At 70.9% G+C, this 19104-nt stretch carries 20 protein-coding genes and 1 riboswitch; of the genes, 10 read left to right on the plus strand and 10 right to left on the minus strand.

Translation table 11 applies throughout. From position 1 onward, the window contains the following. Positions 1-50: 50 nt before the first annotated feature. The 6 genes from ACIQ7M_RS17720 to sigK all read right to left on the minus strand — a co-directional run bounded on the left by ACIQ7M_RS17720 (position 51) and on the right by sigK (position 5728). Positions 51-716 carry a hypothetical protein gene (locus ACIQ7M_RS17720; protein ID WP_386987226.1) on the minus strand — a complete coding sequence of 222 codons (666 nt, stop codon included), beginning with the start codon at positions 714-716 and terminating at the stop codon, positions 51-53. Between the two features lie 296 nt (positions 717-1012). Continuing rightward, a complete protein-coding gene (locus ACIQ7M_RS17725) occupies positions 1013-1504 on the minus strand; it encodes a peptidylprolyl isomerase (RefSeq protein WP_355773445.1) in 492 nt (163 codons plus the stop codon). A gap of 290 nt (positions 1505-1794) precedes the next feature. Next, positions 1795-3312 (minus strand): glycerol kinase GlpK, encoded by a 1518-nt coding sequence (gene glpK, locus ACIQ7M_RS17730; RefSeq protein ID WP_403644889.1) that lies wholly within the window; start codon positions 3310-3312, stop codon positions 1795-1797. A gap of 24 nt (positions 3313-3336) precedes the next feature. Next, positions 3337-4182 carry an MIP/aquaporin family protein gene (locus tag ACIQ7M_RS17735; RefSeq protein WP_355773441.1) on the minus strand — a complete coding sequence of 282 codons (846 nt, stop codon included), beginning with the start codon at positions 4180-4182 and terminating at the stop codon, positions 3337-3339. 212 nt (positions 4183-4394) lie between these two features. After that, positions 4395-5129, minus strand: coding sequence for an anti-sigma factor domain-containing protein (locus tag ACIQ7M_RS17740; RefSeq protein ID WP_403644892.1), 735 nt, complete (start codon positions 5127-5129; stop codon positions 4395-4397). Then, complete coding sequence (gene sigK, locus ACIQ7M_RS17745; RefSeq protein WP_355773436.1) at positions 5126-5728, minus strand: ECF RNA polymerase sigma factor SigK; 603 nt, start codon at positions 5726-5728, stop codon at positions 5126-5128. The genes ACIQ7M_RS17740 and sigK overlap by 4 nt, the downstream gene beginning before the upstream one ends. A 363-nt stretch (positions 5729-6091) precedes the next feature. On the opposite strand from sigK, the gene ACIQ7M_RS17750 reads away from it, so the two are divergent. The 5 genes from ACIQ7M_RS17750 (at position 6092) to ACIQ7M_RS17770 (ending at position 10096) form a co-directional block, all read left to right on the plus strand. Further along, a complete protein-coding gene (locus tag ACIQ7M_RS17750; protein WP_355773434.1) occupies positions 6092-6448 on the plus strand; it encodes a hypothetical protein in 357 nt (118 codons plus the stop codon). A 129-nt stretch (positions 6449-6577) separates the two neighbouring features. Further along, on the plus strand, positions 6578-6937 hold the full coding sequence (locus ACIQ7M_RS17755) for a DUF6204 family protein (RefSeq protein ID WP_355773431.1): 360 nt from the start codon (positions 6578-6580) through the stop codon (positions 6935-6937). An 83-nt stretch (positions 6938-7020) separates the two neighbouring features. Continuing rightward, on the plus strand, positions 7021-7479 hold the full coding sequence (locus tag ACIQ7M_RS17760; RefSeq protein ID WP_403644897.1) for a MarR family winged helix-turn-helix transcriptional regulator: 459 nt from the start codon (positions 7021-7023) through the stop codon (positions 7477-7479). A 532-nt stretch (positions 7480-8011) separates the two neighbouring features. Beyond that, positions 8012-8770 (plus strand): IclR family transcriptional regulator, encoded by a 759-nt coding sequence (locus ACIQ7M_RS17765; RefSeq protein ID WP_386986819.1) that lies wholly within the window; start codon positions 8012-8014, stop codon positions 8768-8770. An 87-nt stretch (positions 8771-8857) separates the two neighbouring features. Further along, positions 8858-10096, plus strand: coding sequence for a PP2C family protein-serine/threonine phosphatase (locus ACIQ7M_RS17770; RefSeq protein ID WP_403644901.1), 1239 nt, complete (start codon positions 8858-8860; stop codon positions 10094-10096). A 171-nt stretch (positions 10097-10267) separates the two neighbouring features. On the opposite strand, the gene ACIQ7M_RS17775 is transcribed toward ACIQ7M_RS17770, so the two are convergent. After that, positions 10268-11233, minus strand: coding sequence for an expansin EXLX1 family cellulose-binding protein (locus tag ACIQ7M_RS17775; protein WP_403644904.1), 966 nt, complete (start codon positions 11231-11233; stop codon positions 10268-10270). Positions 11234-11265: 32 nt separating this feature from the next. Then, positions 11266-12522 (minus strand): acyltransferase family protein, encoded by a 1257-nt coding sequence (locus ACIQ7M_RS17780; RefSeq protein ID WP_403644907.1) that lies wholly within the window; start codon positions 12520-12522, stop codon positions 11266-11268. Between the two features lie 334 nt (positions 12523-12856). On the opposite strand from ACIQ7M_RS17780, the gene ACIQ7M_RS17785 reads away from it, so the two are divergent. Then, the gene (locus tag ACIQ7M_RS17785; RefSeq protein WP_403644910.1) at positions 12857-13147 is read left to right on the plus strand and encodes a hypothetical protein; all 291 of its coding nucleotides are present in this window, start codon (positions 12857-12859) and stop codon (positions 13145-13147) included. Positions 13148-13327: 180 nt separating this feature from the next. Here ACIQ7M_RS17785 and ACIQ7M_RS17790 read toward each other — a convergent pair whose 3' ends face one another. Both ACIQ7M_RS17790 and ACIQ7M_RS17795 read right to left on the minus strand, forming a co-directional pair. Continuing rightward, positions 13328-14119, minus strand: coding sequence for a cell envelope biogenesis protein OmpA (locus ACIQ7M_RS17790; protein WP_403644913.1), 792 nt, complete (start codon positions 14117-14119; stop codon positions 13328-13330). Between the two features lie 112 nt (positions 14120-14231). Then, entirely contained in the window at positions 14232-14297 is a 66-nt protein-coding gene (locus ACIQ7M_RS17795; protein ID WP_355773383.1) for a putative leader peptide, read from the minus strand. A 36-nt stretch (positions 14298-14333) separates the two neighbouring features. Continuing rightward, positions 14334-14478: riboswitch (SAM riboswitch) on the minus strand. A gap of 639 nt (positions 14479-15117) precedes the next feature. Here ACIQ7M_RS17795 and ACIQ7M_RS17800 point away from each other — a divergent pair. The 4 genes from ACIQ7M_RS17800 to ACIQ7M_RS17815 all read left to right on the plus strand — a co-directional run bounded on the left by ACIQ7M_RS17800 (position 15118) and on the right by ACIQ7M_RS17815 (position 19031). Further along, positions 15118-16122 (plus strand): amino acid ABC transporter permease, encoded by a 1005-nt coding sequence (locus tag ACIQ7M_RS17800; RefSeq protein WP_403644916.1) that lies wholly within the window; start codon positions 15118-15120, stop codon positions 16120-16122. Positions 16123-16220: 98 nt separating this feature from the next. Continuing rightward, positions 16221-16985, plus strand: coding sequence for an amino acid ABC transporter ATP-binding protein (locus ACIQ7M_RS17805; RefSeq protein WP_355773385.1), 765 nt, complete (start codon positions 16221-16223; stop codon positions 16983-16985). A gap of 146 nt (positions 16986-17131) precedes the next feature. Continuing rightward, positions 17132-18154, plus strand: a complete 1023-nt coding sequence (locus tag ACIQ7M_RS17810) for an ABC transporter substrate-binding protein (protein WP_403644919.1) — start codon at positions 17132-17134, stop codon at positions 18152-18154. A 91-nt stretch (positions 18155-18245) separates the two neighbouring features. Next, a complete protein-coding gene (locus tag ACIQ7M_RS17815) occupies positions 18246-19031 on the plus strand; it encodes a GNAT family N-acetyltransferase (protein ID WP_403644922.1) in 786 nt (261 codons plus the stop codon). The last annotated feature ends 73 nt before the right edge of the window (positions 19032-19104 follow it).

Genomic DNA, 19104 nt, shown 5'->3' on the forward strand with positions numbered 1-19104 from the left:
GGCTCGGGAAACGGGTGCGTACCGGCTCGGGAGGGAGGGGTCCGTACGCGCTAGGACGTGGGTTCGTACGGGCTCCAGGAGGAGTCGCCGAGTTCGTTCAGCGGGGTTCCGTGCGCCCAGTGCCGCAGGCACGAACCGTCGATGAGTCGGACACCGCCCTGGCGTCGCGCCCACTGGACGTCACGCCGGGTGAAGGCCCCGCGGTGCACCACGATGCGCAGCGGCGGGGCGGGACCGCCCGGACGTCCCGAGTGCGAGGGCGTGTCCTCGTCCGGCAGCGGCTCGGCCACGGGCCGGAAGGCGACCTCCAGACGGTGACCCTGACCGTTCCGCGCGCGGACGCGGACGCGGCCCTCGGTCGCGCGGGCCTGTTGCACGCGCCAGCCGTCCCGGCGCAGCATCCGGGAGACGGCCAGGGCCAGTCCCTGGGTGTCCAGCTCCGAGAGTTCCTCCGGCGTGTAGAAGCCGAGGCGCCGACGGGCCGTCGGCCGGTGCCGCCGCACCGCGGCGGGGGTGACGACGGCCAGGACGGCCAGAGCGGCGACGGGTACGCCGATACCGGCCACGCGGTAGCCGACGGCGAGTCCGGCGACGACCGCGCACAAGGTGATGACGACCCCCGCGAGAGCGGGCAGCACGTCACGCAGTACGGGCCCGTAGGCCCCTTCCGCACGCAGTCGACGGACGGCTCGGCGCCGCTGCGCGCGTGCTGACAAGCGTCTACCCGGTGTCCGCCCCCACCAACTCACTCGGGCCAGCTCCCCCCAACCCCAGCACGCTTCGGCGTGTTCGGGGAGGGCTACCCCTCGCGGGCGGGCCGGTCCCCTGGACTACGGGTTCCGGCCACGAATCCGGCTGAACTCTTTCGAGGCGCCGCGACCCGTGGGGCACGATCGGTTCCGGTGGCCGCGGGGTCCCGTGCGGCGGACCGCCCGGCGGGGGCGGCGGGTGCGTCACCCGCCGCCCCCGCCGGCACGCGTCCGTGGGAGGGATCCGGCAGTTGCCGGACCGCTCAGACGGTGCCGCTCTTGGAGATGACGATCTTCTTGGAGGTGGTGCCGGAACCGCTGCCGAGCGCCTCGATCGCCTTCACGACGTCCATGCCCTCGACGACCTCGCCGAAGACGACGTGCTTGCCGTCCAGCCAGCCGGTGACGATGGTGGTGATGAAGAACTGCGAGCCGTTGGTGTTCGGGCCCGCGTTGGCCATCGACAGCAGACCCGGCTTGGTGTGCTTGAGCTTGAAGTTCTCATCGGCGAACTTCTCGCCGTAGATGCTCTTGCCGCCCGTGCCGTTCTGCCGCGTGAAGTCGCCGCCCTGGAGCATGAAGTCCGGGATCACGCGATGGAACGGCGAGCCCTCGTAACCGAAACCGTTTTGGCCGGTGGCGAGCTCACGGAAGTTCCGCGCGGTCTCCGGGACGACGTCGTCGTAGAGCTTGAACTCGATGCGGCCCAGCGGCTTGCCGTCGGCCGTGACCTCGAAGAAGACGTTTTCGCTCATTGCTCTGCTCCTCATGGATGCGAAGGTTCGCCCCCGAGCATAGAGAAGCCGAGGTGGTGGACGCGTGACCGGGGGTGATCATTCGGCGTGTGGCCCCGGGAGGTGGAATGATGGGCCGCCGGTGGCATACGCCCCGGAACGCACCCGGGACGCGGCGGCCTCGCGCGCGATCGCGAGGGTTCGCGACCGCACACCGGGAACGCGCTCTCGGCGGCGTTCGGCCCCCGACGCGACACGGGTCGGGAGCCGAACGCGGCACTGCCGGTCACCGGGACGCCCGGTGCGCCCGGCTATTCCACCTTCGCCCAGTCCAGCGTGCGCTCCACCGCCCTCTTCCAGTCCGCGTACCCCTGTTGCCGCCTGTCCTCCGACCACTGGGGCTCCCAGCGCCTGGACTCCTGCCAGTGGGTGCGCAGTTCGTCGGTGTCCCGCCAGAAACCGGTGGCCAGACCGGCCGCGTACGAGGCGCCGAGCGCGGTGGTCTCGGCGACGACGGGACGGCTGACGGGTACGCCGAGGACATCGGCCTGGATCTGCATGCACAGGTCGTTGGCGGTCACACCGCCGTCGACCTTGAGGACGTCGAGATGGACTCCGGAGTCCTGCTCCATCGCCTCGACGACATCGCGGCTCTGGTAGCAGATGGCCTCCAGCGTCGCCCGGGCCAGGTGGGCGTTGCTGTTGTACCGGGCGAGTCCCACGATCGCGCCGCGGGCGTCGGATCGCCAGTACGGGGCGAACAGGCCGGAGAACGCCGGGACGAAGTACATCCCGCCGTTGTCCTCCACCGTGCGCGCCAGTGTCTCGCTCTCGGCCGCGTCCGTGATGATCTTCATCTGGTCGCGGAGCCACTGCACCGCGGAGCCGGTGACCGCGATGGAGCCCTCCAGCGCGTAGACGGCGGGTTCGCCCCCGAACCGGTAGGCCACGGTGGTCAGCAGGCCGTGCCGCGAACGAACCGGCTCCGTACCGGTGTTGAGGACCAGGAAGTTGCCGGTGCCGTACGTGTTCTTGGCCTCGCCGGGCGCGTAGCAGACCTGCCCGACCGTGGCCGCCTGCTGGTCGCCGAGCACCCCGGTGATGGGGATGGCGGCGCGCAGTGGCCTGGAGGTGCGTGCCGTGCCGTACGCCTCGGGGTCGGACGAGGGGTTGATGCTGGGCAGCATGGCCCTCGGCACCCCGAAGAAGCCCAGCAGTTCGTCGTCCCAGTCGAGGGTCTCCAGGTCCATGAGCATGGTGCGGCTGGCGTTGGTCACGTCGGTGGCGTGGACGCCGCCGTCCGGGCCGCCGGTCAGGTTCCACAGGACCCAGGCGTCGGTGTTGCCGAACAGGGCGTGCCCTCGCTCCGCCGCCTCACGGACCCCGTCGACGTTCTCCAGGATCCACTGGATCTTGCCGCCGGAGAAGTATGTCGCCGGCGGCAGCCCCGCCTTGCGGCGGATGACGTCGCCCCGGCCGGAACGCTCCAGGGCCGCGGCGATGGAATCGGTCCGGGTGTCCTGCCAGACGATGGCGTTGTAGTACGGACGGCCGTTGCGCGGGTCCCACACGACCGTGGTCTCCCGCTGGTTGGTGATGCCGATCGCCGCCAGGTCCTCGGCGCCCAGGTTCTTGTGCCGCAACGCGTTCTGGATCACCGAGTTGGTGCGTTCCCAGATCTCCACGGGGTCGTGCTCGACCCATCCGGAGCGCGGAAGGATCTGGGCGTGTTCCAGTTGGTGCTTCGCCACCTCGTTGCCCGCGTGGTCGAAGATCATGAATCGGGTGCTGGTGGTCCCCTGGTCCACCGCGCCCACGAAGTCAGCCATGGGTCGCCGCCTCTGCTGCGGGTGTCAGTCCTGGGGGGCCGGGATTTGTCCCGGCGGCTCGGGCTCGGCCATCGGCAGGAACCGGCCGATGAAGAGCTTGTAGATGGCGGCGCCGAGGACACCGCCGATCAGCGGACCGATGATCGGCACCCAGAAGTAGAGGTTGCCGTACTGATCTCGCCAGGCCCCTCCGTATCCCGTGAGGAAGCTGGCCAGACGCGGTCCGAAGTCTCGTGCCGGGTTGATCGCGTAGCCGGCGAGGGTGCCCCATGCCATGCCGATGCCCACGACGAGCAGACCGATGATGAACGGGCCGAGGTTCGCGCCGGGCGGGGTGTTGAGGAGGTCGGTGACCGCGAAGATCACCAGGAGCAGGATGGCCGTGCCGATGATCTGGTCGCGGAACGCGCCCCATTCGTGGACCGGCAGGTTCGGGTTGCCGTTGGCGGGCAGTGTGGAGAACACGCCCTGGGTCTTGATGGTGTGGCCGGGGTCGACCTTCGCCAGGGCCTCCGTGTAGTTCCAGCGCACGATCATCGCCGCGACGAAGGCGCCGACGATCTGGGCCATCACGTAGGGGGCCACCTTGCGCCACGGGAAATCCTTGAACGTGGCCAGCGCGACGGTGACCGCGGGGTTGAGGTGGGCGCCGCTCAGCCGTGCCGCGACGTAGATGCCCATGGTGACGCCGATGCCCCAGGCCCACGCGATGCTGTCGTGGTTGCCGAGACCGCCCGGCGGCGTCGTGAGTGCTCCGCCGGCGACCACTTGGGCCACCACGCCGCACCCGAACAGGATGAGAATCATCGTGCCGAGGAACTCACCGGACAACTCGCCGATCAGCCCCGAGTTTTTGAACCGCTCAGCCATGGAAGCCCGCTTCCCGCCGGTCCAGGACCGGCTGTTGACCGCCGCCCGAGCCCTCCCTCACATCAGCATAGGATGATCAAGAATGAATTGCATCAAAAGTTAACTATCCCGTTTTGGGGCGTCAAATCAGGTAACCCACAACTTTGCTGCGGTTCGTGACGATGGGTGACCGCGGTCTCCCACGCGGGTGCCCATCGGTGGGCCCGGGGACCTCAGGCGGGCACCGTGACGATGCCGAGCGGCTCACTCGTGGGCTGCCGTGATCCACCCGCCGGTTCGGCGGTGATGCCCACGGCGCTGACGTCGTGCAGGGGGCCGTGGAGCAGCCGGGCCTGTCCGCCGCCGGAGCCGGTGAGCAGGCCCGCCGGGCGGAGGGCGCCGGAGTCGGCGGCGTACCAGAGCTCGTAGACCTGGTCGTTTCCGAGGCGGGGCAGGTCGGAGGCGATGAAGGCCGCCCGGCCCTGGGAACGGGAGGCGACGACGCTGATGTCGGCCCCGTTGTCCAGCTTCTGCGTGCTGATCTTCACGTCCCGGGCCGTCAGGAGGTCGGAGAGGGCGGACGCCTGTGCCATCGTGGCGGCGACTTCGGCCTGCGCGTCCTCGGCCCGGGTGTGCTGCCAGACGGCGATCCCGCCGAGCGCGGCCGCGAGGGCCAGACATGCGGCCAGCGCCATCCGCAGGGCCCGCCGGTGAACCGGGAGGGCGCGGGGCCGACGCTCCTGGCGCGTGTGGGCGATCTGTTCGAGGACACTCCGGCGCAGTTCGGGGGACGGGGTCGCGTCCTGCGCCGAGGCGAGCCGCACGGTGACCTCGGACAGCTCCGCCACCTCGTCCCGGCACGCGGCGCAGCCGGCGAGATGGTTCTCGAAGGAGGCCTCCTCGGCCGCCGGCAGGGCGTGCAGGACGTACGCGCCGACGAGCTGATGCGGGTCGGCGGCGGGCGTCATCGGCCGGCCTCCAGACATCTGCGCAGCAGCCGCAGCCCGGTGCGCATCCTGGACTTCACGGTGCCCGCCGGGGTCGCCAGGCAGGCGGCCACCTCCAGATAGGTCATGCCCTCGTAGTAGGCGAGCACCAGGGGCACACGCTGATGACGTTCCAGGTCGGCGAGGCAGCGCTGCACACGGTCGTGCTCCTCGTGCCGCTCCACGGCCTCGGCCACCTCGTCGAACGGGCGGTCCTCCGCGAGCAGGGCACTGCGCCGCTCCCGTTCCGTACTGGCCTGGACGTGCCGGACCCGGTCGACGGCCCGCCGGTGCGCGAGGGTCAGGACCCATCCCCGGGCGGTGCCGAGTTCGGGGCGGTAGCGGTCCGCGGTCCGCCAGATCTCCACCATCACGTCCTGCGCCACCTCCTCGGCCTGGGCCTCGTCCCGCAGTACGCGGCAGATCAGGCCTTTGACCGGCCGCGCGAGGGTGTCGTACACATCGGCGAACGCGTCCTGGTCACCCTGCGCGGCGCGTTCGAGCCGAGCGTCCAGCCACGTCTCCGCCGAGGGGCGCGGTCGCGAACCCTCTCCGTCCCGGCCGGTCTTGGCATCGCTCACAGAATCCGTCCATTGCTTCCTTCTCGCCCGGCTCCTCCGTCGTGTTCGGCGAGCGCGGAGCCGGTGCGGTCGGCGACCGGTTCCGCGACGGGGGAGGGACCGCGTCACCGTGTATTCGTGGCCACCCGGCCCGTGGATGAACCGGGGCCCTGCGCGTTCCCGGCGCCGGCCGTGGTCGCCCCCTCTCGAAAACTCGTACCGAAAACACACCTAGGTCTATCCTCATACGTACCTTTTGTCGCTCCGAATACCCTATGTCCCGCGCATCGAGGGCCTGGAAACGCACCGTCAGCTTCGGCGCGAACTTCATGGACACCGGCCCACGTTGCGCACGTCCATCACATTGCGAGGGAGGTGAGTCCGATGACCACACGCATCAGCCCCCGGCGACTGCTCGCCGGTGCGGCCGCGACAGCGCTACTGGCCGGAGGGGCCGCCCTGGGAACGTCCAGTGCCGCCGCAGCGAGCCCGGCGCCGCCGCCCACACCGTCGGTGACGGCCCCCGACCACCACGGTCACCACGACCGCTGCGAGTGGAAGAAGGGCCACTGGGAGAAGAAGTGGGTGCCCGGACACTGGGTCAAGAAGTGGGTCCACCAGGACTCCTGGCACCACGGTCACCACCACCACGGCTGGGTGCAGAAGTGGGTCTACGTTCCCGGTCACTGGGACAAGGTGTGGGTCAAGGCCCACTGGGACTGCCGGCACCACGGCCACTGAGCGCCCGGGCCGCGGCGTGAGGACCGGGTGCGGCTGTCCCGCCCCGGTCCGTCCCCGCACTGCGCGCCGACGGTGAGCTCACCGGAAACGCGGTGGAACAGGGCCGATCCCGTTCGTTACGCTCGTCCGATGACCACACGCACCTTCCGTATCACCGTTCGCGGTGTCTTCGACGGACTCAGCGCCGACCAGCGTGCCGAACTTCTGGCACAGGCCCCGGAACACGACGTTCTGCGGGCGGCCTTCACCCCCGAAGGGCACCTCAGTTACGACGTGGCCGCCCGGCCCGCCTTCACCTTCCGCTACCTGGACTCGGGAGAGGCGGAGGAGGACATCCTGGAGGCCGTCGAACGGGCCGAGGCCGCCGCGACGGCCTGGCTCACCGAGCGCGGCTACGGCTTCAAGCGGCTCAAGTCCCAGTCCGAGGATCTCTCCCAGGCGCCCCTCGGCAAACGACAGCGCCGGGCCATCGCGCAGAACACCCCCTGATGCCCGGAAGGCCGAGGGGGACCTGTGTTTCACAGATGCTTGAGTAGTCAAAGAGATATCAAGGAGATGGCAAGGAGATGTCGATGAGTGGAGGGCTGGACGCGGTACTGCGTCTGGTGCGGGCGCAGGCCGCCCTGGTGAAGCGGTTCGACGCGAGCCTCGGCGGACTGCACGGGGTGAGCCTGGCCGACTTCGCGATGCTCCTGCGCCTGTCCGAGGCCCCGGGCGACCGTATGCGCCGGGTGGACCTGGCGGAGGCGCTGGGGCTGACCGCGTCCGGTGTCACCCGCGGACTCGTACCGCTGGAGCGGATCGGCCTGGTCAGACGGGACCCGGACGCGCGTGACGCGCGGGTGGCCTACGCCGCCCTGACCGAGACCGGCCGGGAGCGCCTGGCGGAGATGCTCGTGACCGCCGAACGGGTCGCCGAGGAGGTCTTCGCCGAGCCGGCGTGGACCAAGGAGGAGACGGCACGGCTCGCCGGTCTCCTCGGCCGCTTCGGCGGCACCGGTTTCACCCGGCGCGGGTCCGACCACTCCTGAGCCCGCCGGTCCCGGGCGGGACGCCCCAGGGTGCTCCACCCGGGACCGGCGTGCCGCTGGGATCCGACGTTCTGGGGGCCTCGCCAGGGGCTGGTGTCGGGCGGCAGGCCGTGTGCCTCGCGCGGGATCGTGTTCCGCTGGGGCGGCGACGCCTCGGGCGCGTCGCCTGGGGGGCGGCGGGCTCGCGAGGTGCCGACGCCCCGGGCCGTTGGCCGGGGCCGGTTTCGGTGGGTGCGGTGCGCCGGGCTACCTCGCCGGGGTCGGCGGCCCGCTGGGCGCCCATGCCTCAGGTGCATGCCTCGCCAGGGGCTGGCGTCGGCGCGTGCCTCGCGCCGGGTCGTGTTCCGGTGGGGGGCTACGGCACACCGGGCGCGTCGCTCGGATCGGCGGCGGGCCGCCGGGTGGCGACACGGCACGTGCCGTCGTGGCCGGGTGTGATCGGGCGTGTCGCGTCCGTCACGCGATGGGGTCCGGATCGGACGGGGGCCGGTGACGCCTTGCCTGTCTCGTGGGCTCGGCGCACGCTGGTGGCATGGGAGCTCGCGACGGGCCCACGCTCATCACCTCGGTCCAGCGGGCCTTCCGCCTTCTGGAGGCGGTGAGCGCGCACGAGAACGGCGCGCCCGCCAAACAGCTCGCACGTGAGACCGAGCTGCCCCTCGCCACCGCGTACCACCTGCTCCGGACCCTCGTCCACGACGGTTACATCCGCAAACTCGACGACGGTGGATTCATCCTCGGCGACAAGATGCAGACGCTGCGCACCCAGGGCCGCGGGCAGGCGCTGCTCAGCCGGGTGCGTCCCGTGCTCGCCGCTCTGCGTGACGAACTCGCCTCGGCCGCGTACCTCACCTTCTACGAGGACGGCGAGATCAGGGTCGCCGAGATCGTCGACGGGCCGCGCGCACCCCGGGTCGACCTGTGGGTCGGATTCGAGGACGCCGGACACGCCACCGCGCTGGGGAAGTCCGTCCTGCGCGAGATGGACGAGGAGTCCCGCAACGACTACCTCGCCCGCCACGCGCTCCCCGATCTCACTCCTCGGACCATCACGAGCCGGCGGGAACTGCTGCGCCATCTGGCCTCGTCGCCGGTGGCTCCGGCCGTCACGGACCTGGAGGAGTACGCTCTGGGAACGGTCTGTGTCGCCGTACCCGTGTACAGCGGGGGCACGTTGGGCTCGCTGGGTGTCTCGCTCCCCGCCGAGCGACTGTCCCGGCTCGACGACGTCCTCACGCGACTGATTCCGACCGCGAACCGGGTGACCAGGAGCCTGTCGCTCACTATTTGAAATCCCCGCGCTTGTGGATCAGGTCTCGAACGTCTTTCCTAGACCAACCGGACATTTCAGTGAACCCAGGTGAGGACTGCGGCGAGGATGAGTCAGGCCCGAGAGCACGGTAGCGAGCACTGGCCGAAAAGGATGTTCTGGAGCCGGGGCGTCGGTTCCGGAGCGGCGGCCCGCAAGCGCGCCGCCCACCTCGCCTTCGGCACCTCGGTGCTGCCTTTACTGGTCGTCGGAGCCGTCGTGCTCATCGACCTGGCCGGTGGAGCGGGGGTGATCTGGCTGCCGCTGCTGGCAGCCGGACCCGCGTTGGCGGCCACCACCAGCCGGCCGCTCGGCGTGCTGTGCGTCGGAGTCCTGGCCGCGGTGCTGAGCGCGCTGCTGGGTGCCCGGGACGGTGTTCCCGGTGCCGAGCTTCTCGCCGTCCTGTCCGCCCTCGGGGCCGTCACCGGGGCGAGCGCCTTGGCCAGCGCGCTGCGCTGGCGCCGGGAACGGGTCCTCGCGGCCGTCCGCTCCGTCGCGGAGGCCGCCCAGCACGCGCTGCTCGCCCCCATACCGTCGAGTGTCGGACCCTTCCAGGTGGCCGTCCGCTACAGCGCCGCCGCGGCCGAGGCCCGGATCGGCGGGGATCTCTACGCGCTGGTGCCGACGCCGTACGGAGTCCGCATGATCATCGGTGATGTCCGGGGCAAGGGCCTGCCGGCCGTGGGTACCGCCGCGCTCGTGCTCGGAGTCTTCCGCGAAGCGGCCTACGACGAGCCCGACCTCCTCACCGTCGTGGCCCGGATCGAACGGAGTCTCGCGCGCAACCTGGGCTACGACGACTTCGTGACGGCCGTGGTCGCCGGATACCCGGAACCGGGCCGGCTGGAGGTCGTGAACTGCGGACACGCGCCTCCGCTGCACGTCAGGGCGTCCGGGAGCGTCGTGTCGTTCGACCCCGTGAATCCCGCTCCGCCGCTCGGGCTGCGGGCCCTGACGGGGGAGACCCCGAGTCTCCAGGTGCTGCCCCTGGCGGACGGCGATCAGCTCCTGCTGTACACGGACGGGGTCACCGAGGCGCGTGACCACGGCCGGGAGTTCTACGCCCTCGCCGAGGGACTCGCCCGGCACGTGTCCGACGAGCCGGCCTCCACGCTCGCCGCGCTCGACGCCGAGCTCCAGGCCCATGTGGGCGGCAGACTGCACGACGACGCGGCCCTGCTGCTGCTCCGCAAACCGGCACCCGCCGAGCCGGCGACCGCTGTCGTCGCGGGCGGTGGCTCGGTCACCGTTCCCTCCCCGCCGGGACCGCCCGCCGAGGGCGTGGCCTGCGGCAGGCGCGCGGAGTAGCCGGTCCGGCAGGGCGACCGTTCCGGAGAAGGAGTCTTCGCCCAGGGCACGCTCCGAGTGCGTCCGAGTGCGTCCGAGCGCCCGGGTGCGCTCCGGCGCGAGCCGGGGTGCGAGGGGGCGCGAGGGGACGCGCTCGCTGGAACGCGACGGAACGGGGTGGGGCGGGACGGGTCAGTGGCGCGCGAACTGGAGCCGGGTCGTCTGCACGGCGTCGGGTCGCAGCGCGATGCCGTCGACGGTCAGCCGTTCACCGTAGATGTCGGTGATCCGGATCGCGCCGCCGCAGCCGCCGCCGTCCTCGGCGAGGAAGTAGTTGTAGTCGGTGCGAGGAAGTGGCCGCCATGCGCCGCCGGAGCGGAGTTCGAGCCGGGCCAGCGGATTCCGGTGACCGATCACCTGGAGCGCGCACCAGTAGCGGCTCGACCCGGTCTTGTAGCGCAGGGCGACCGTGCCGGCGTCGCCGGGGCTGAGCAGTTTCCACGTGATCGGGATCCGGCCGGCCACCGGGTTCGCGAGCCGGGCGAACGCCTGGGCGCTGAGATCGAGCTGGCCGGGGGTGCAGCCCGTCGGGCATTCGTTGGTGATCCGGACCGTGATGCTCGCGCCACCGCCGGCGCGCACCCGCACGTAGGCCCCGCACGCCTTGGACGTCTCGTAGTCGGTGTGGTTCATCGCCGCGGTCATGACGTCGTCGGTCGGACCGTAGGAGCATGCGCCGTCGCCGTTCCCCGCGTCGTACATGGTCGCCACACCCCGGTGGTCGACACCTGGACGGATCCGTCCCGACAGCGAGGCGGTCGTCGGCGTGGTGCGGGAGGTGTTCGAGGCCGATGGCCGCGCCGACGCGGTGGAGGGGCGGGCCGTCGCGGTCGGTGAGGCGGCAGGGCTGTGCGACCGGGGCGCCCGGGGTGACGTCGATCCGGTCGAAGATTCCCGGTCGGGAGTGGCCGTCCCGCGGGAACCGGCGGCCGGCGAGCCCGCGCTGTCTCCCGTGGCGGCCCGGTGGTCGGGCCGGAACGCCACGACCAGACAGACCAGGGCACCGACCGCGACCAGGGCGACCGGGGTGACGGCCCGCGGCGTCGGCCGACGTCCGCGTCGCCGTCGCGCGGGCTGCCTCGTTTCCTTCATGCGCATCCGTTCGGAGGATCGAGCCGGTGGTGTACCCGTCAGTCGCCGCCGGAAGCGAAAAGGTTGCCGTCCGATCCTCGGCCGATGCGACGGATCCGCTCCCGGCCGCGGGCCAGACCCGGCACCTCGACGAAGCGATGGGTCATCGCGCACAACGGCAGCAGCACGGCGAAGAACACCGCTTCGAGTACGGGGCTGTCGCGCCGGGACCGGCCGATCACGCCGTCGCTCATCGCCAGCACGACCGGATGCACCAGGTACACCGAGTAGCTGACCGTCCCCAGCCAGGTCAGCGCGCGGGGAATCCTTCGGCGGCGCAGCGCCAGGGCCGCGCCGAAGGTGAGCACGGCCAGCACGAAGGCCGTGATCCAGCCGCGCCGTGCGAACGGAGCGGTGTCGCCGTACGCGTACGCGCTCCCCACGGCGCAGATCACCACCGCGACGGCGGTGCGGGCCGCGCGCGGCCAGGTGCTCTCCCCGCTCTCCGCCCGCTGGATCGCGGTGCCGAGGAACATCACGGCCAGGATCACGAGGCCTTCCCAGAGCGGAACGGTGCCGTTGAAGGAGACCAGCACCAGCGCGAGCACGCCTCCCGCCACGGCCCCCGGCAGCCGCAGCCCGGACCTCCCGGAACTCCCGCAGAGGACGGCGAACACCAGCGCCGTGGCGGCGAGCGCGACGAGCGGCCCCGCGCCGACCGCGGAGGTCAGCGCGGACGCCGGTGGCACGAACGCCGCGGTCGCGCTCACGGCGGCCAGCGCTCCCAGCGCCACCGAGACGGTCGCCGAGCGCCGGTGGAGCCGGACCGTGAACAGGGCGACGACCAGTAGGTAGAAAGCCAGCTCGTACGACAGGGTCCACAGGACGAGGACGACACTCGGCGTGCCCAGCAGTTCCTGGAGCAGGGTGGTGTGCGCGACGGCGACCGTGACGGGATTCCGCCCCTCGAAGCGAGTGCCGAGATGCGCGACGCCGACCAGGTTCAGCGCCAGGGCCGAGCCCACCACCACGGCCCACAGCGGATAGATGCGGTGCGCCCGCCCGATCCAGAAGCTCCTGACACAGCCCCGTCGCTCGAGCGAGGCGGGAATGACGTAACCGCTCACCAGGAAGAACAGCATGACGCCGTACCGGCCGATGTCGATCTGGGGCATCACCTGCGCCCGGAACTCCGCCAAGAAGGAGTACGAGGAATGGTCCACCGCCACGAGCAGCGCGGCGATCCCCCGCAGGGCGTCCAGCCGGCCCAGCCGCGGGGACCCGGCGGATCCACCGGACGCGGGCGGACCCGACACCGGTGAAGGCCGCCGCGGAAGCGGCCGGAGAAGGGGCGGTGCGGGTTTCATGGAGACGCCTGCCTGGACCGGGTCCTTCGAGGCACGCCCTGATGAGGCGGCTTTCGCCAGGATTGCTCACTTCCGTCGGGGTCGCCTGCGCGCGGGTCGGCGCCTCACGGCCCGTCGACCCGTTCCTGGGTGGTGGTGCGGACAGTGTGACAAGGGCCGGGGGCGATGCCGGTGACGGCCGGTTCGGATGCGGCCGTGCAACGGGCTGACGCACCCTGCGGTACCGGAGCGGTGGACCCGCTCGGCGCGAGCTCCGCGCGCTGGGAATGCGTCGGTTCCGGTGATGGGACAGAGTGATGGCATGGGCCACCTGTGGATGACGTGGTCGCTCGAGGGCGTCGGATCGGCCGGCCAGAACGTCCCCGACGTGGAAGCGGCCTGCCGCTCTCTGGTCGGCTCCGTGGAGCGGTCCCGGCGTGCCTTCGAGACGACTGAGCCGTGGGAGGAACTCCGCGACTCGGCGGTGGTGCTCCAGGAGCGGATTCTCGGTCCGGGGCGCGAGGCCCTGGAGCAGGGCCGCCGGTGGACCTCCACGGTGAACGGTGTCAGCATCCTGCTGGTTCCGCGCGAGTGACCGGTCCGGGCGCGGGACCGGTGCGCGCGAGTGACCGGTCAGGGCGGGTGACCGGTCCGTGTGAGGGACTGTTCCGCGTGTGGGACTGTTCCGAGGGCCGGGCCGGTGGCCGTGGAACGGCGCTTGCCGTTCGTACGAGAACCACCCACCTGCCCGGCGCGCACGCTTCCGCCGGAAGCGTCAGACCTCCGTCGCGAGCGGCAACACGTCGTGCGCGTGCCGGAAGGCCGGGTGATCACCGAGACGGCGTACGTAGTCCAGGAGCCGGGGGCGTGAGCCGAGGGCGCGGGACCGGCCGAGACCGGTGAGCGCCGTCCACACGTCCACGTCCGCCGCCGTGAGGAAGTCGCCCAACACGTAGGCGCTTCCCCTGAGTTGGCAGTCCAGCAGGTCCAGGGCCGCCCCGAGCTCCGACGGCGCGGCGGACGCGGTGACATCGCGGTCCAGCAGATCGCGGAGGGCATCGATCTCTACGGTCAGGGACGGAGGACGGAGCGTGGACGGGCACGTCGTGGTGTGACCGGAGAGCAGCCCGGCGAGATCGCGGAGGATGGCGGGCGGGTGGTTGCTGACGATGCGTCCGCTCCACCGGTCGCACAGGGCGGGCGCCGTGAGCGGCCCGTCGAAGTGATGCTCGGTGGCCTCGTAGGCGCGGCGCAGTGAGGCGAAGGCGTCGGGTGTCCGCGCGGGGTCCGCCAGGAGTGTGGTGGCGACCGAGTCCCGCAGACCGAGCAGTCCGAGCGTGATGGCGATACGCAGCGAGAACGGACAACTGTGCGACAGATACAGCTCGTAGCGGTGCGGAGCCGGGTAGAAGCCGCCGGCGAGACCGACGCCGATGCGGCTGTCGACGCGGTGGGGGAGTGCGGACGAGGTCGTCGTCGGCTTGAGCCGAAGGGCCGAGGGGAGCGGAATCTGGTCACAGGGGCGTGAGTTGGCTGTGCTGGACGTGCGCGAAGCTGTCTCGGGCATGACTCTCCCTGGGGGACGACGGAAGCCACCGCCGCTTTGTGGGCATCGGCGGCCGGGATGCGGATTGATTGCGCTTGTCGCGCCGGTCCGGATCGAACGGACCGGCCGCGGATCAGTAAGCGCTGGAGACGCGCAGGAGGTCGATGTGCAAGCGCCTCGTCAAACCGCTCTTGGGCAATTCCCACCGGTCCTGGCTCAGGGCTCGCGAGACGCGAGACCACGCTTGCCCCGCCGCGCCGGCGGGACCCGGTCGTCACCCGGGGCACCCCGTCGCGGTGGAAGGGTTGCCTGTCAGCGGGCCGGGGCCGATGACCACTGGAGCGGGGTCTACCCGTACCGTGGCGCTGACAATCGTGACCGTCCATGCCAGTCTCGATTCGCCAAGTTGCGCCGTCAAGAAGGCCGTAAGCGCGGTCTCACCTGGTGGTCACCCGCATTGACTTTGTTTTCCGGACAGGCCTAACCTGCGGCGCACCACAGGATGCCTTTCGGCCGGAGAAGAAATGGTGACGGCGATGCACGGAGCTGACGGGACGGCCGCATGGCGGCGCCTCGGCCGCAATGTGCTCTGCGCCGACCGTGCCGTGGACCTGCTGCGTGTCAACAGCGCCCTGTGTAAGGGCAGCTGTCGCTCCCTCAGCCAAGGCTGACAGCCTCTCCGAGTCCTCGACGACCATGAACGCGCGGCTCATCCGAGCCGTCGGCGTTCTCCTCGTCGGCGCTCACGAACCGACGGCTCGTCCGCATTCTTCGCGATCACGAACCGACGGTTCCTCCGAGCCTGCGGCGATCGCGAGTTGAGGGTTCCGCCAGGTCTTTGACGACCACGCGCCGACCGGCTCCACCGGGCCCTCGGCGATCACCGCTGTCGCGAAACGCCCCTTCCCCGTCCAGCCCTCGTCCCACAGGGCCCGCGCATCGCCGTGTACCGAGCCGTCCCGCTCGGCGGTGCGCCGCCGCTCCGTGGTCCGGGGTGTCCGAATCCGCTGGAGTTCTCCATGAGTCAACCTCCCGGCGCCGCTGTGTCTTTCGGATCAGCACCGCCCGCCGAGGCGATCCCTCGCAACGACTTCTCCGCCGCGTCCGAACGTCCGGCGGCCCAGCGGGTCATTCCGCTCCGGCGGCCCGGGCGCTGGATCGTCACGGCCGTCGTGCTCGTGCTCGTCGCCCAGATCGCCCACGGACTGGTGACCAACCCCGTCTACCAGTGGGACCGCTTCCAGTACTGGTTCCTGCGCCCGACCATTCTCGACGGCCTGCTCATCACCCTCGAAGTCGCCTTCTGCAGTGCGATCCTGGGCCTGCTCGGCGGCGTCCTGCTGGCCCTGGCCAGGCTCTCCAGGAGCCCGGTGCTGCGCGCGGTGAGCTGGGTCTACACCTGGCTGTTCCGCTCGGTGCCGCTGATCGTGGTCCTGCTCTTCCTCTACAACTTCAGCGCGCTGTACCAGACGTTGAGCGTCGGAGTGCCGTTCGGGCCGGCCTTCTTCACCTTCGACGAGTCCCGTCTGGCGACCGACATGGCCGTCGCCGTCATCGGACTGAGCCTGAACGAGGCGGCCTACGCCTCCGAAGTGGTGCGCGGCGGCATCCTCTCCGTCGACCAGGGCCAGCACGAGGCGGCTTCCGCCCTCGGTCTGCCGAAGCGCTACCAGTTCGCGAAGATCGTCTTCCCGCAGGCGCTGCGTTCCATCACCCCCAACTACGTGAACCAGTTGATCGGCCTGATCAAGGGCACCTCGCTGGTCTTCTACGTGTCCCTGCTGGACCTCTTCGGCTCCGTGCAGAGCATGGGCAGCACCTACCCCGGCGACATCGTACCGCTGCTCCTCGTCGCCACCGCCTGGTACCTGATCCTCACCAGCGTCGTGTCCGTCATCCAGTTCTACGTCGAGCGGCACTACTCGCGGGGCGCCCTGCGCACGCTGCCGCCGACTCCGTTGCAGAAGGCGCGGAACGGTCTGCGCGACGTGCGGGCCCGGTTCCGGAGGGAGACGGCGACATGAGCGGCGAGACGAATGTGACGACCGTGAGGACGCGGACGGCCCCGGCCGCCGAGGTGGCGGACGCGGCTCCGGCCGCGGAGATCGCCGACGCGCTGCGGGTGGAGCCCGCCGCCGTCGAGGTGCACGACGTGCACAAGTGGTACGGACCCCAACAGGTCCTGGACGGCGTGGAGTTGACCGTGCGCCCCGGCGAGGTGACGGTCGTCCTCGGTCCGTCGGGCTCCGGCAAGTCCACGCTCCTCCGGGTGATCAACCACCTGGAGAAGCCCGAGGCCGGCCATGTCAGCCTGAACGGCGAGCTCATCGGCGTACGCAGGCACGGCGACCGTCTGCGCGAGCTGAGCGAGCGGGCCATCCTCGTCCAGCGCAGCCGGATCGGGTTCGTGTTCCAGAACTTCAACCTCTTCCCGCACCTGACCGTGCTCGACAACGTGGCCGCGGCTCCGGTGGCGACCGGCAGGCTGTCCAAGGCCGCGGCACAGGAACTCGCACGCGATCTGCTCGCCCGGGTGGGCCTGGCCGACAAGGCCGCCGCCTACCCCCGGCAGTTGTCCGGCGGCCAGCAGCAGCGCGTGGCCATCGCCCGTGCCCTCGCCCTGCGTCCGGGAGTCATCCTCTTCGACGAACCCACGTCCGCGCTCGACCCCGAACTCGTCGGCGAAGTCCTCGCCGTCATCAAGGATCTGGCCCACAGCGGCACCACACTCGTCATCGTCACGCACGAGATCGGCTTCGCCCGCGAGATCGCCGACCGTGTGGTCTTCATGGACGGCGGACGCATCGTCGAACAGGGCCCGCCCGAGCAGGTGCTGGACCATCCGCGAGAAGCGCGCACCCGAGAGTTCCTGAGCAAGGTGCTCTGAGCTTCTGCCCGACACGCAGCGGGACACCGCCCGACGAGGTGTTCCCTGCCCTGCCGCCCCGACCCATGCCGGGGCGGACCCCCGATTCGGCGGCCCGCCGGGACCGTTCCCCCACATCTCTCATCGCACACTCGACAAGGACAGCCATGCGCACCCTCAGCCTGAACCGCACAGCCCTCCGCGGCGTCGCCACCGCCGCCGTCGCCTCCCTCGCCGTCTCCCTCACCGTCTGCGGCGGAGACAGCGACGCCGCCACCCGGACGAAGACCGACGCGGCCGGAACCGTGACCGTGGGCGCGCTCTCCAACGGGGCCGCGAAGGAGGCCACGTTGAAGGTCTCCGAGGTGAAGTCCATCAGCGCCGAGCTGCCCAAGTCCGTGGCGGAGAGAGGCACGTTGGTGGTGGGCATCGGAGCACTGCCCGCCGGGTCGCCGCCGCTGAACTTCGTCGGACAGGACCAGAAGACGCTCACCGGCAGCGAACCCGACCTCGGCAAGCTGGTCGCGGCGGTCCTCGGACTGAAGCCGGTGGTGAAGAACTCGACCTGGGAGAACCTGTTCGTCGGGGTCGACAGCGGCAAGGTCGACGTCGCCTTCTCCAACGTCACCGATACCGAGGAGCGCAAGAAGAAGTACGAGTTCGCCTCGTACCGCCAGGACAACCTCGCGTTCGAGGTGCCGAAGAAGAGCACGTGGAACTTCGACGGCGACTACCGCAACCTCGTCGGCCAGACCGTCGCGGTGGGCGCCGGCACCAACCAGGAGAAGATCCTCCTGGAGTGGAGGGACAAGCTGGCCAAGTCGGGCAAGAAGCTCACGGTCAAGTACTACCAGGACAACAACGCCACGGCCCTGGCGCTGAACAGCGGGAAGATCGACGCCTCCTTCGGCCCCAACCCGGCCGTCGCCTACCACGTCACCCAGAACGCCAAGTCCCCCCACCCGACCCGCAACGCCGGCCAGTTCTCCGGCGCGGGCGCGACGATCCAGGGGCTGATCGCGGCCACCGCGAAGAAGGACAGCGGCCTCGCCAAGCCGGTCGCCGACGCCGTCAACTACCTGATCAAGAACGGTCAGTACGCCAAGTGGCTGGCCGCCTGGAACCTCTCGAACGAGGCAGTGGAGACCTCCCAGGTCAACCCGCCCGGCCTGCCCCTCGACAACTCCTGAACCATCCTCCGCCTCAAGGGACTCCGCCGCGTCGCGGCGGAGTCCCGGGGCGCGTCCGGCCGCGTTCCAGATACGGAGAACCCGCACCGCCATGTCCACCAGCGTCCACCCCGCACCCGCCCCTTCCCCGCGTCCGACCCCACCGCACGTCCTCGACAACGCCGCGTGGGCCGCGCTGACCGGTCCGCACGCCCACCTCGCCGAACGCGTGGGACGGGCCGCCCGCTATCCCGCGGACGTGTCCCCGTTCACCGCCCTCGCGGACCCCACCGACCCGCGTTCGTGGGACGACCTGGCCGAGCTGGTCGGTCCGGGCACGGTCACCCCGGTCACCGCGGTCCAGTCCGTGCCCGACGGCTGGACGATCGAACACAGCGGTGACGGCGTCCAGTTGACCGCCACCGCGCTGCACTCCGAGCCGGCGCCCGAAGCGGTGCGACTCGGCTCCGCCGACGTGCCCGAGATCCTCGACCTGATCGCCCTCACCAGGCTGGGTCCCTTCCTGCCCCGTACCGTCGAACTCGGCACCTATCTCGGCATCCGGGAAGGCGGGCGGCTGCTCGCCCTGGCCGGCGAGCGCCTGCACCCGCCGGGCTGGACCGAGATCAGCGCCGTGTGCACCCATCCCGAGCACCGGGGCAAAGGCCTGGCCACCCGCCTCGTCCGCGCTGTCGCGGCGGAGATCCGGGAGCGGGGAGAAACCCCCTTCCTGCACGCCGCCGCCGACAACACGAACGCGATACGGCTCTACGAGTCGATCGGCTTCACCCTGCGCCGCCGCACACGGTTCGTGCTCGTCCGCACCCCCGGCGGACAGCGGACCGTGTCCGCGGGGCGGGAAGAGGCCGGGCAGCCGGAAGAAACGGCGCACCAGTGAGGTTGGTCCTGTCAAGGACCGTGCGGCACCCCGGCGGGGACCCGCACGGGCCGGGCGGACGAGGGTCCCGGGA

This window comes from Streptomyces sp. NPDC096324 (assembly GCF_044763015.1).
Classification (GTDB): Bacteria; Actinomycetota; Actinomycetes; order Streptomycetales; family Streptomycetaceae; genus Streptomyces.

What these genes read in the sequence shown, in the direction of transcription:
- ACIQ7M_RS17725 (WP_355773445.1), bottom strand. Translation starts at nt 1,504, where the DNA reads ATGAGCGAAAACGTCTTCTTCGAGGTCACGGCCGACGGCAAGCCGCTG.
- glpK (WP_403644889.1), bottom strand. Translation starts at nt 3,312, where the DNA reads ATGGCTGACTTCGTGGGCGCGGTGGACCAGGGGACCACCAGCACCCGA.
- ACIQ7M_RS17735 (WP_355773441.1), bottom strand. Translation starts at nt 4,182, where the DNA reads ATGGCTGAGCGGTTCAAAAACTCGGGGCTGATCGGCGAGTTGTCCGGT.
- ACIQ7M_RS17740 (WP_403644892.1), bottom strand. Translation starts at nt 5,129, where the DNA reads ATGACGCCCGCCGCCGACCCGCATCAGCTCGTCGGCGCGTACGTCCTG.
- ACIQ7M_RS17750 (WP_355773434.1), top strand. Translation starts at nt 6,092, where the DNA reads ATGACCACACGCATCAGCCCCCGGCGACTGCTCGCCGGTGCGGCCGCG.
- ACIQ7M_RS17755 (WP_355773431.1), top strand. Translation starts at nt 6,578, where the DNA reads ATGACCACACGCACCTTCCGTATCACCGTTCGCGGTGTCTTCGACGGA.
- ACIQ7M_RS17760 (WP_403644897.1), top strand. Translation starts at nt 7,021, where the DNA reads ATGAGTGGAGGGCTGGACGCGGTACTGCGTCTGGTGCGGGCGCAGGCC.
- ACIQ7M_RS17765 (WP_386986819.1), top strand. Translation starts at nt 8,012, where the DNA reads ATGGGAGCTCGCGACGGGCCCACGCTCATCACCTCGGTCCAGCGGGCC.
- ACIQ7M_RS17770 (WP_403644901.1), top strand. Translation starts at nt 8,858, where the DNA reads ATGAGTCAGGCCCGAGAGCACGGTAGCGAGCACTGGCCGAAAAGGATG.
- ACIQ7M_RS17775 (WP_403644904.1), bottom strand. Translation starts at nt 11,233, where the DNA reads ATGCGCATGAAGGAAACGAGGCAGCCCGCGCGACGGCGACGCGGACGT.
- ACIQ7M_RS17785 (WP_403644910.1), top strand. Translation starts at nt 12,857, where the DNA reads ATGGGACAGAGTGATGGCATGGGCCACCTGTGGATGACGTGGTCGCTC.
- ACIQ7M_RS17790 (WP_403644913.1), bottom strand. Translation starts at nt 14,119, where the DNA reads ATGCCCGAGACAGCTTCGCGCACGTCCAGCACAGCCAACTCACGCCCC.
- ACIQ7M_RS17800 (WP_403644916.1), top strand. Translation starts at nt 15,118, where the DNA reads ATGAGTCAACCTCCCGGCGCCGCTGTGTCTTTCGGATCAGCACCGCCC.
- ACIQ7M_RS17810 (WP_403644919.1), top strand. Translation starts at nt 17,132, where the DNA reads ATGCGCACCCTCAGCCTGAACCGCACAGCCCTCCGCGGCGTCGCCACC.
- ACIQ7M_RS17815 (WP_403644922.1), top strand. Translation starts at nt 18,246, where the DNA reads ATGTCCACCAGCGTCCACCCCGCACCCGCCCCTTCCCCGCGTCCGACC.